The organism is Allomesorhizobium camelthorni (assembly GCF_011045125.1).
Taxonomy (GTDB): domain Bacteria; phylum Pseudomonadota; class Alphaproteobacteria; order Rhizobiales; family Rhizobiaceae; genus Allomesorhizobium; species Allomesorhizobium camelthorni.
Genome location: NZ_JAAKZF010000118.1, coordinates 1 through 10,829 on the forward strand (window position 1 = coordinate 1; position 10,829 = coordinate 10,829).

Annotated in this window: 10 protein-coding genes; 3 read left to right on the forward strand and 7 right to left on the reverse strand. The window is 58.2% G+C overall.

Features of this window, described 5'->3' with window-relative positions; all coding sequences use genetic code 11:
• Positions 1–11 precede the first annotated feature (11 nt).
• On the forward strand, positions 12–197 hold the full coding sequence (locus G6N73_RS32360; RefSeq protein WP_343044826.1) for a PLP-dependent transferase: 186 nt from the start codon (positions 12–14) through the stop codon (positions 195–197).
• Between the two features lie 293 nt (positions 198–490).
• Here the strand turns inward: G6N73_RS32360 and G6N73_RS32365 are convergent, their stop codons facing one another.
• The gene (locus G6N73_RS32365) at positions 491–1,567 is read right to left on the reverse strand and encodes a DMT family transporter (protein WP_165034016.1); all 1,077 of its coding nucleotides are present in this window, start codon (positions 1,565–1,567) and stop codon (positions 491–493) included.
• Between the two features lie 185 nt (positions 1,568–1,752).
• Here G6N73_RS32365 and G6N73_RS32370 point away from each other — a divergent pair, with 185 nt between their 5' ends.
• The gene (locus tag G6N73_RS32370; RefSeq protein WP_165034017.1) at positions 1,753–2,634 is read left to right on the forward strand and encodes a LysR family transcriptional regulator; all 882 of its coding nucleotides are present in this window, start codon (positions 1,753–1,755) and stop codon (positions 2,632–2,634) included.
• Between the two features lie 210 nt (positions 2,635–2,844).
• Here the strand turns inward: G6N73_RS32370 and G6N73_RS32375 are convergent, their stop codons facing one another.
• The 5 genes from G6N73_RS32375 to G6N73_RS32395 all read right to left on the reverse strand — a co-directional run bounded on the left by G6N73_RS32375 (position 2,845) and on the right by G6N73_RS32395 (position 9,347).
• Complete coding sequence (locus G6N73_RS32375; RefSeq protein ID WP_165034018.1) at positions 2,845–4,089, reverse strand: D-arabinono-1,4-lactone oxidase; 1,245 nt, start codon at positions 4,087–4,089, stop codon at positions 2,845–2,847.
• Positions 4,090–4,151: 62 nt separating this feature from the next.
• Positions 4,152–4,817 carry an ABC transporter permease subunit gene (locus G6N73_RS32380; protein ID WP_165034019.1) on the reverse strand — a complete coding sequence of 222 codons (666 nt, stop codon included), beginning with the start codon at positions 4,815–4,817 and terminating at the stop codon, positions 4,152–4,154.
• A 15-nt stretch (positions 4,818–4,832) separates the two neighbouring features.
• On the reverse strand, positions 4,833–6,125 hold the full coding sequence (locus G6N73_RS32385) for a D-arabinono-1,4-lactone oxidase (protein ID WP_165034020.1): 1,293 nt from the start codon (positions 6,123–6,125) through the stop codon (positions 4,833–4,835).
• Positions 6,126–6,156: 31 nt separating this feature from the next.
• The gene (locus G6N73_RS32390; RefSeq protein ID WP_165034021.1) at positions 6,157–7,392 is read right to left on the reverse strand and encodes a D-arabinono-1,4-lactone oxidase; all 1,236 of its coding nucleotides are present in this window, start codon (positions 7,390–7,392) and stop codon (positions 6,157–6,159) included.
• Positions 7,393–7,484: 92 nt separating this feature from the next.
• The gene (locus G6N73_RS32395; protein ID WP_165034022.1) at positions 7,485–9,347 is read right to left on the reverse strand and encodes a thiamine pyrophosphate-binding protein; all 1,863 of its coding nucleotides are present in this window, start codon (positions 9,345–9,347) and stop codon (positions 7,485–7,487) included.
• Positions 9,348–9,399: 52 nt separating this feature from the next.
• Here G6N73_RS32395 and G6N73_RS32400 point away from each other — a divergent pair, with 52 nt between their 5' ends.
• Positions 9,400–10,029: a helix-turn-helix domain-containing protein gene (locus G6N73_RS32400; RefSeq protein WP_165034023.1), complete on the forward strand. Its 630-nt coding sequence runs from the start codon at positions 9,400–9,402 to the stop codon at positions 10,027–10,029.
• A gap of 212 nt (positions 10,030–10,241) precedes the next feature.
• Here G6N73_RS32400 and G6N73_RS32405 read toward each other — a convergent pair.
• On the reverse strand, positions 10,242–10,829 hold a 588-nt coding region (locus G6N73_RS32405; protein WP_281353010.1), incomplete at its 5' end, for a glycine betaine ABC transporter substrate-binding protein.

Genomic DNA, 10,829 nt, shown 5'->3' on the forward strand with positions numbered 1-10,829 from the left:
CACAAGGGAGCGTGGCGGCTCCGTTCGATTGCTGGCTGGCGCTGCGCGGCTTGCAGACTTTGCCCCTGGGCATGCAGGCTCATTGCGAGGGAGCCCGCAGGGTGGCGGAATGCACTGCATGCACATCGGCGTGTCGAGAACGTGCTCTCCCCGGGGCTGCCAGACGATCCGGGGCGCTCTCGCGCAAGGTCAAATGAGCGACTACCGGGCGATGCTTCCTTCGTCGTTCAGGGAGGAGCCGAGGCCGCGATGGCAGTTGCCGGACAGCTCAAACTCATCGTCAGAGCCACTGGTCGGTGGGACACATTCCCTCATCGAGCATCGAGCGTCTGTCGAAGGGCCGAAATCCATGGCGCCTGCAGGACTACTTCGCATTTCGGTCGGCCTAGAGCATCCGCAGGACATCATTGATGACCTGCGAAGGCCTTTGACGATCTAGCGTAGTCAATTCAGGTCGCCAGCCAGCAGCTTCTCTTTGCCGAGCGGTCGGCTAAGTGGGTCTCGAACAGGTCAGCGGGTCATAAACTGCGCGTGACGTGGCGTGAGCATGGATGTCGGATTGTGGCGCATTCGCGCACCGGACTTGATAGGCCTCGTGCAGCTTGTCCGTTTGTTTGGCGCTGTCCTCCGCTTCAGTCCAGGCACGTCGACGTTTCTCGGTACGCCGCTCATTGTGGAGAGCAAGCAGGCCCGCGCCGATGATCAGTACTGCGCCAAGCACCGTCGTTTCGCGCGGCACCTCGGCGAAGAACAGAAAACCCCATAGCGGCGTCCAAATAATGCCGGTGTATTCGAAGGTCGCGACGCGGTTGGCAGGTGCCAGCCTATAGGCCTGGGACAAAAGGATCATGCCGGCAGAAGCGACGAATCCGCAGGCCGCCATCTTCAGGAGATCGGGTACCACCGGCCAAACCCACGGTCGTACTAGAAACTCGAGGCTCGGATGGGCGGCGTTAGTGATGCCGGCCAGATGAATCAGAATAGCGACGACGACCGCACCAACGATATAGGCGCCATTCTGATAGAAAGCCATGACTGTAGCAGATTCGGTACCGCCGATCCGGCGTGCCATCACCTGTGAAAAGGCGTAGAGGAAAGCAGAGCCCAGCGAAAGCAATGCCGCCCAATCGAACAATCCAGCGTCCGGTCGAAGCATCACGATCACGCCGACCAGGCCGAGCAGCACGGTGGCGAGCGTTCGCCCGGATATCCGCTCGCCGAGATAAGGTCCGGCCATCGCCATGATGAAGAGCGGCGCCATGAAATAAAGCGCCACCGCATCAGCCAACGGCAAGGCCGCGATTGCAAGGTAGTAAAGTGTATAGGAAGAGAACTGGACGAAAGCGCGCAGTGTCAACATGCCGGCGCGCTTCGACCACAAGGCCTTTATACCGACATCGGCCTGAACGAGAATGATCAGGATCGGCAGCGCGACGATGGCGCGGATGGCCATCACTTCCGTCACCGGGTAGCTGCTCGATACCGCTTTCACAAGCGGGTCCTGCAACGAAAAGATAAGAACGCCCAGGCAGAGGCTCACGATACCAAGCACAAATCGGTTCTGCATGGTCGATCCAGCGAAAAAAGAGCCCGCTGCCGTGTGTGGCAGCGGGCACGAGTGAGGACTCTTCATACTGGTCGGCCAGCGAATCTCGCAGCGATCCAATGTGTCACGCGAAGTATCCGTTGCCATTTGACATCGCGCAAGCGAATTGAAATGATGGCAGACCTCAAAATTTTTTATGACGAGTTATGAAGCCCACCCTGGACAGCGATCTTCTGCGCACATTTGTTGCTGTGGCCGAAACCGCAAATTTCACGAGAGCTGCCGAACAGGCAGGCCGCACCCAATCTGCGGTTTCCATGCAGATGAAGAAGTTGGAAGCCATCATCGGTGGCAGTCTGTTCGAGCGCAGCTCGCGCGGCGTGGCGTTAACGCGCCGCGGTGGAGAACTCCTCGTCAATGCCCGTCGGATCGTCTCGCTTCTGGATGAGACGGCGGCATCGATGTTCACACCGCCTATAGGAGGCCTAGTGCGCATCGGCATCCCCGCCGAATATGGCCGTCCGATCTTGTCGCGCGGACTCGGCGAATTCGCCAAGCGTCATCCGCGTGTGGAGGTCACTGTGCGCTATGCACATTCGGCCTCGCAAATGAGAGCCTTGGCGACCGACGAGCTTGACCTTGCCGTGGTGTTCGAATGGGAAGGCTATTCCGGTGGTGATGTGCTGAGACATGACCCGACGGTGTGGGTGACATCGATACTGCACCACATGCACGAAGAGCGGCCGGTTCCGATTGCGCTCTATAGTCGTGATGGCTGGTGCCGCGATTTCGCGATCAAATCACTGCAGCGACGCGGTCTCGAATACCGTGTCGCCTATACCAGCGACACCGCCGGCGGCTTGGAATTGGCTGTCACCTCCGGCCTGGCAATCGCGCCGATCTCGCGCAGCAACATTCCCATCGACTGCCGCGAACTGACCGCCGCGGACGGCTTCGGTGACATTGATTCTTCGAATGTCGTACTGCATCGCAATCCGCTCTCCACTGGAGAAGCAGTCGATGGCATGGAGAAAACCATCCGCGAAGCCTTCGCGCGGACCGACGGTAGGCGAAACCCCACCGGGTAGCTTATTCGTACGCGAGCCGGCAACAATCTCCCAGGTTTTCTGAAGGATGCAGGCGGTAGAAAGCCAGGAAGTCCGGCTTGCCATGCTGGCGATCCTTTTCCACCGCTACGCCAACCGGGTTCCGCAGCACGGCTTTTCGAAGAGACCGGCCAGGGTCAGAGCCTCTACCTCGACAACCGCTGACGCACACTCTAGCTCGCAGGCAGGGCGTTATAGGAACAGAGCGCGAAGGTGATCGTTTAAGAACACCCCGTGGGGATCGAGTTCACGTCTAATCTCACGGAATTGCTCGAATCCGGGCTGGAGTTGCTTGAGCCGTTGAGCAGTCAGTCGATGCTCCTTGCCCCAGTGCGGAAGTCCACCATGATGACAGAAGACGGCTTCCAAGTCTGCGAAGACGTCGTCGTACTTACAATCTCGCGAGTCCGGCACTGAGAAAATGGCCTTTGGTCCGTCGTGACACCAGCTTAGTAGCGCATCGTCCTGTGCGACGAAGCGAACGTCGATCGGATGAGCGTAGGACGGGTGGTGGTCCCGCAGTCGATTCCGTACCTCACGGAAGACGCGTTTTGCTGCATCGAGAGGGATGGCGTATTCGATCTCGCGATACATAACGGGGTATGTATAAGTCAGGATTCGGTTCATGCGGTCGCGGCGCTCCAGCGAGTCCACGTCCGAGAACCCTTCACCTGGTTCAAGGGCGTTACGAATTGTCGTGTAACAGATTTCGCCAGCGGTGCCGGAGGGGACCGGGGGGAAGATGTTCGCATAGGTCGCCGTCGCCCTCTCGTTGGGCAGATAGTAGAAGGAGAAATGCCTATTGGAGTGAAGGAGTTCATCCCACTCTTCAAGAGCTTGCTCCGGACTGCCAAAGAACGACGTCTCATGCAAATCGTAGGCGGGCAGAACGTCGATCGTCGTTTCGCACATCACACCAAGCATTCCCATCGAGACGCGAGCTGCACGCATCAGGTCCGTGCGCGCCTCCAACTCGATCACATCCCCCGTCGCAGCGACGAGTCGCGCGGCGCTCAACGACGCAGATATTGAGGGAAGCTGTATACCGGTCCCGTGAACTCCTGTTCCGATGGCGCCGGTGAGCGCAGTCGTGTCGAGCTCGCCCATGTTAACAAGCGTTACGTTGTGCGACCACAAAGGCTCAAAAATCTCATAAAGTCGTCGCCCACCCGGTACGACTGCCCGTGCCCCGTCGATCGTAAGCTCTCCCGACATCCTCACATCCAGAACTATGCCGTCGGTGGCTACGACCGGACCAAAAGAGTGCCCCCCACCCGCGGGACGCAACGTGAGATTCGCCGATGCTGCATGGGTGACTGCCTCCTGAACCTCGGTCTCCGTGGTCGCGGTCACGATACGTCTGGGACGACACCGGACGGTGTCGTTCCAGTTGCTCCATATCGTCGATGTCTTCTGTGCCTCTACCGATGTGTTCATATGCTCAATTTCTCGGATAATCTCTGACGATTTCTGCCTGACTGACTGCGGCGTGGTCGAGTTCAAATCCCTGGGAGCTCCGGCGTCAGGTAAAATAAAAATAGCGTCTTTCGATCAGATCTTGCATCCATCGGTTTCGTCCATTTTTCGCTATTGCCGGCCGGGTCGCCTATAGACCAAGTGTGTGCCGTTGCTTGGCTACTGGACGAGTCCGTCGACGACCAAGGCCAGACTGCCATGAAAAATCCGGCGGCGATGCCGAGCCCCACATTGGCCTGCCCTTTGGGCCAGGTAGATTTTGCTGGCCGAGCTCTGTCGTTGCCGATGAGCGCCGCGATGACCAGCATTGCAAACGAGTACATTATCGTTTGATTGACACCGAGAGAGAATGCTCGGAGCCGAGCGGGGATGCGGATCTCCCGCATGATCTGGCTCTCGCTCGCTCCGGCTGCCACAGCCGCCTCGATCAGATCATTTGGCGTCGATGTGAGCTCATGGTGGGTGTATCGGATCATCGGCACGATCGCATAGGCGCAGATCGCCAGAAACGCCGGGAATTCACCGATCTGGAAGAACATCAGCATCGGGGTCAGGAAAACGAGAAGCGGTATGGTCTGCAAGAGATCCCAGATCGGGACTACCTTCCAGGCCAATTCGCTGACCGAACACAGAGTGGTGACCGAATAACGTCGCTGCGCCTTCGCTATTCCTTGTCCCGTGGTGCACATCGTCGCCAAACCGCCTCACTCGAATAGCGGGCGAAGATGATCATTGAGAAAGATTCCGCGCGGATCGAGCTCGCGGCGGATCGTTCGGAAATGTTCGAACTCGGGCTTAAGGCGTCGCAGTCGGGCGACGTTAAGCGAATGCTCCTTGCCCCAATGTGGAAGCGCGCCACGTTCGTCGAAGAAGTTTTCGAAATCGGCCAACATACGGTCGTAGGGGGCGTCAGCATCGTCGGTCAAAGAGAAGATCACCTTCGGGCCGCCGCGCAACCAGCTGAGCATCGAGTCGTCCTCGGCGGCGAACCTGACGAGTACCGGATGGTCGTAGGCGGGGTAGTTCTTCCGCAGACGGCCGCGTAGTTCGAGGAAGGTTCGCGCGCCAATCTCGAACGGAATGGCAAATTCTATTTCGCGGTAGGGCGAGGTGAAGTCGTAAGTCAGAATCCTGTCCATTCGATCACACCTTTCGCCTGACCGAAGTGTTGGGGCCGGCGATCCGACATCGACGAGGTCGCGCACGGTAACCAGACAGGTGTCACCCGAAGTGGGACTGTCGAGCATAGCGGTTTCGCCCGTGCCTCCGAGCGCTGTCATTATCTGCGGCACCACGCCTGAGTACCACAGCACCGCTGCTGCATCGGGAAGGTAGAAAAACGAAAAATGTCGGTTCGTGTGGGCTAGTTCGTCCCAGCGGTCGGCTAGCTCATTCGCCGAACAATAGAATGAACGTTCGTGTAGACGGTATGCCGGCAGGGTGGTGACGGTCAGCTCGGTGATCACGCCGAGCATACCGAGGGAGATTTTTACTGCGCGCAGCAACTCCGAGTCTGCTTCGGTTATGTTGACTACTGAGCCATCGGCAGTGACAAGGCGCGCTCCCCGAACCGACGCTGCCAGGCAGGGAAGCTCGATGCCGGTGCCGTGCACTCCTGTGGAAACAGCGCCGACCATTGTCGCTGCCTTAAGTTCGCCTAAGTTTTTTAGCGCGGCGCCCGCATCCCACAGCCGATCGGCGACGTGGTGTACCATGTGCCCGGCTGCAATTCGGGCCGTCTGTTGTGACAGATCCACCGCAATGTCTTGTGCTGGAGTGATGTTGAGAAGCACCCCGTCAGTTAGTACGACGGGGGTCAATGAATGACCGCCTCCGATCACCCGGATCGATAGCCCTTGGTCCACCGCGCGGCCGACAGCTTCCTGTACAGCTGCTTCGGTGGTAGGGTATTCGATGCGGTGAGCGACGCATCGCTGGTTGCCGAACCAGTTTACCCATTCCGAGGTCGTATTTTCAGCGGTGACGGAACTACTCATTTTACAAGTCCTTTGCGCGCAGCAAGCTTGCTCAGCCGAAGATTTCACGCAGGTGCGCGTTCAAGAAGATGCCTTCTGGGTCTAGTTCGCGCCGGATTTTCTGGAAGCGGTGAAAGCCAGGGAACAGCGCAGCTGCAGTGTGGCGGAGCAAGGTGTGCTCCTTGCCCCAATGCGGTAAGCCGCCGCGTTGTTGGAACAGTTTTTCGGCATCCTTGAGGACCGATGTCCAGGGGGCGGATGGGTGGTCGGAGACGGAGAAGACGACTTTGGGTCCGCCGTTGTAGGCACTAAGGAATGCCTCGTCGCCGGCCACGAACCGCACGTTGACAGGATATGCGTAGCCAGGGTGATTGGTCAGCAACATCTGCCGTAGCTGAAGGAAGGTTTCCTTACCGATCTCGGCGGGAACAGCGTATTCAGTTTCGCGATAGTTAGGATCGAATTCAATGGTTAGGATCCGGTTCATCCGGTCTCTACGCACGTGGCCGTCTTTGTCGACGGTCAACGGCGCCGCGGGATCTACGGCGTCGATGATGGTCGCATAGCATGCGTCGGTGACACCGGCCGGAAGATGTGTGAGCTGAGCGGCGAATGCTTCGCCGGCTGCGGGGGTGGCGATGTAATAGAAGGAGAAGTGGCGGTGCCCTTCCACGAGTTCATCCCAGCGATCGATAACCTCGTCCACTGTCATCAGTGCAGAGCGCTCTTCTAAGTCGTAGTACGAGGTAACGCCCAGCGTGATTTCAGTGAACACGCCGAGCATTCCAACGGAGACTTGAGCGGCCTTGAGCAGCTCGCTGTTGCGGTCAGCAGAGACTTCCAGAACTTCTCCGTTGGCGGTTACCAGTCGGGCCGCAATCATCGACGCCGAAGTGCATTGCAGCGTGAGCCCGGTACCGTGCGCACCGGTAGAGACGGCCCCGGCGATCGTCGACTCGGCGAGTTCACCCATGTTCTTCAGCGCAAGGCCAGCCTCCCAGAGGGGGTCGAAGATGGCGCTGAGTTTGACGCCCGCCGACACGGTCGCAGTCTGCGAGTGCGCGTCAACGCGCACTGAACTGGTGAGGTTGGCCAAATCGATCAGGACGCCATCTGTGTTGACGACAGGGGGTAGCGAATGTCCGCCGCCGACCACGCGAACGTCGAGACCGTCTCGCGCAGCACTCCTGACGATGTCCTGCACTTGTGATTCGTATTCAGGGTAGTGCAGCTGATCCGGTTGGCAGGTCTGATTGCCAAACCAGTTGGTCCATGACCGCCTTTTCATCAACTTTCATTCCATTTAATTGGTTGCAATTCGCCCATAAGAAGTCGTTCTCTCGCTCATTTGTACTTCTGATTTGAACTGGAGAGTTCGTGTTAGCCATAGATGCCAAGAGGCTGGCGTAGTTCGACACTGCAAGTGTCTGAACCCAGATGCTGTTGGGCCGCCCTGCCAAACTCGTAGTCGATAAGTATTTCGGCTGAAGCGGTCGGCATTGGAGGGAAGTCCCACCAGCCCGATGGCTCGGCGCCTGCGAAGGAGGGGTCGCGGGTGACCTGAACTTCTATTAGGGCCGGCCCATTGTGCGTGACAGCATTGCGCATCAGCCGTTCGAGACAGGGCAGATCCAGTGCACGTTCGGCGAAATCCAGGCCAAACGACCTCGCAAGTGTCACAAAGTCCGGGGAATAGGCCTTTTCCGAACCCCGAACATAGAATTCGGAGGCCATTTCACGTCCAAAGAGAGCTTTCTGACCGTCTCGGATCGACAGGAAGCCCTGGTTATTTAGAACGAGTACGATGATCGGCAGATTTTGCATCACGCAGGTTGCGAGTTCATGGGCTGACATCAGAAAATCGCCATCACCGACTATAGCGACGGCAGGAACATCCGGACGAACGACCTTCGATGCCATTGCGGCAGGAACCGCGAACCCCATGCTGGAGTAACCGCCTGAGGTCACGTGAGTTCCGGGTTCCAACACCGGGAAACCCTGACGAACCGCCGCTTGGCAATGGCCCGAGCCCACCGTCACAACAGCGTCCCGCGGGAGTGCCCGTCTTATTCTTGCAAGGATAGCAAGCATCGAAGCCGGCATGTCCGTTCTGTCGCGGCGCGCGGCGAGGACTCCTTCCCAGCGCTCCCTGCCCTTTATGACCTGCTCCAAATACGCCGCCCGGTTTGAACTCGCGGTAACGGCTTGCGACTTGGAGACCGCATCGCCGAGATCGGTGAGTGCTAGGCGCACATCAGCAACGATCCCGACTTCGACGGGGTAGCTTCGGCCAATTGTGCTCGGATCGATATCGATATGTATCAGCTTCGTTGGCGGTATTGAAAACGTAACGCCTTTGCGAAAGGACGAGGAGCTCCAGTCGGAGAATCGACATCCCAACGCAAGCAGTACATCCGCATTGCTGGCGGTATCGTTGGCCGCGCGAGAGCCACCAACACCGACCGGTCCGATGCACAGCGCATGATCGTCGGGCAGGGCTCCTTTCCCATTCCATGTGTAGACGACTGGCGCACCAAGCTTTTCGGCAACCTGGCGGAGTTCAACCGATGCGCGCGCCGTCAAAACGCCTCCCCCCGCAACGATGCATGGGCGCGCTGCCGCAAGTAGAAGAGTAACCGTACGTTCTAGCGACGCTGAATCGGGCCGCATCCCTCCATGTGGCATGCGTCGCGACAAGTCTTGCACGTCAATGTCCGTAGTCGCGACTTGGACATCGAGGGGAATGTCGATGCTCGCAGGTCCGGGTCGCCCAGTGAGCATCGAATTGAATGCCCGGTGCATTACTGATGCTGCCATGTCTGCATGGGCGAGGTGGAACGCCGCCTTTGTCGCCGGCTCCGCTAGACGCGGAAAGTCAGGAGTGAACTTGCGGTCTAGGGATTGCATGACACCATGACCCGAAACGTGGCTTGCCGACGACCCAGTCAGCAACAGTGCAGCGCTCGAATCAGCAAAGGCGGTGGCAAGTCCCATAAGCGTGTTTGCAGCGCCCGGCCCGATTGAACCGGTTGCGGCGCCGGGTGTTCCGGTTAGCCGAAAGCACGCGTCCGCCATATGCATGGCACTTTGCTCGTGAAGCACCTGTATGAAGCGTGGCGCCTTGCTGGCGTCTGCAAAGGCATCAACCAAGGCCCAGTTTCCATGACCTGGAATACCTGCAGCGAACGGAACGCCATAGGCATGCAACGCTTGGGTGATGACTTCGCCTGTTGTTTTTGCCATAATTGATATCCTAGATATTCGTCTTCAGTAAAAAAATGACGGAAAATTTTTGATGAGTCAATCCATTCGGCAGGAATCTTTCTCAGAAGCAGACGATGGTTCATCGACCGTCAGCCAGCGCACTACACACCCGATCATCGGATCGCGTGTGCGCGACTTGCGCAAGGCTAAGGCGATGACGCTCCAGGACGTGGGGCGCGGGACAGGGCTGTCGGTCGGCTATCTCAGTCAATTGGAGCGCGAACAGGCGATGCCGTCGATACGCGCGCTAAGCATTATCGCGCGCTTCCTTGGAGTGAACATCAACTGGTTCTTCCCTGACCCTGAAGATGAAGCAGGCGCTGAGAGCGCAGTCATCGTGCGCGGGAATAAACGGCGCGCCCTAAGGTTCGAGTCTGGCATTCGGGACGAGCTGCTGTCACCCTCTCTTGCCGGTCAGCTTGAACTGCTCCTTTGCACCTTCGAGCCGGGCGCGAACTCCGGGAACGAGCTCTATGCCCACCGCGGAGAAGAAGCTGGCTATGTCAGCAAGGGCCAACTGGAGATCACGATCGAAGAAGACGTCTTCCTGCTTCATGAAGGCGATAGTTTTCATTTCGATTCCTCTAAGCCGCACCGGTACCGCAACCCCGGCGTAGACAGAGCAGTCGTGGTCTGGGCTATGACGCCGCCGCACTATTGAAAGAGTTACTACGGAACCTGTCCTCAGCGGCTTAACGCAAGCACGACCGCTCAAGATTGCCTGCCACAACGTGTGGAAAGCATACGGCAGACGGCCGGGCTTCTATTTCGACTCTATGGGCTACAAGATCGACCCCGACGCGTTGGCGGACCGCTAAAAGCCGCGCCATGGGCACTGCTTCCGCTGCATTATAATGGGCTATCCTCCAGGGGTTACTTCTTGGCGGCGTCGATCCAAGGTTGCCAGGTTGATTCATGGCTATCGACCCACTCCTTCACAACGGCGTCGAGATCCTCCCCCTTCTTGTCGACGGCCACGGCCATCTCTTGATAAGCGTCGGAGTCGACCTTGAAAGCCTTCAGGAAGGCATACGCAGCAGGCCACTTGGCGCCGAAGCCAGACCAGACGGTCTTAACAACTTCGGGCGATTTGATGCAATGCGCATTAGTTTGATCCTTGCAAGGTGGCATTTTCACCCAGCCGACATCATTTTCGGCCAGCGAGTAATGCGGTCCCCAGAACATCATGACTAACGGCGTCTTTGCGGCCTCGGATGAATACAACTCGGCGACAAGCGCACCTTCCGAGCCAGAGGGCACAGCGGTATAGGGCATATTGTTGTCGGCAATGATAGTGGGTGTACGCGAGCCCCATTCCGCCGGATAATCAAGGAAGCGGCCATTCGGCGCGGTGTCGGGCGTCGACAGAGCCTGAACGCATTCCGGCTTCATGAGGGCGGTCCAGTCGGGAAGGCCGGGACAGACCTGCTCCATGAATTTCGGATAGAGCCAACCTTCCTT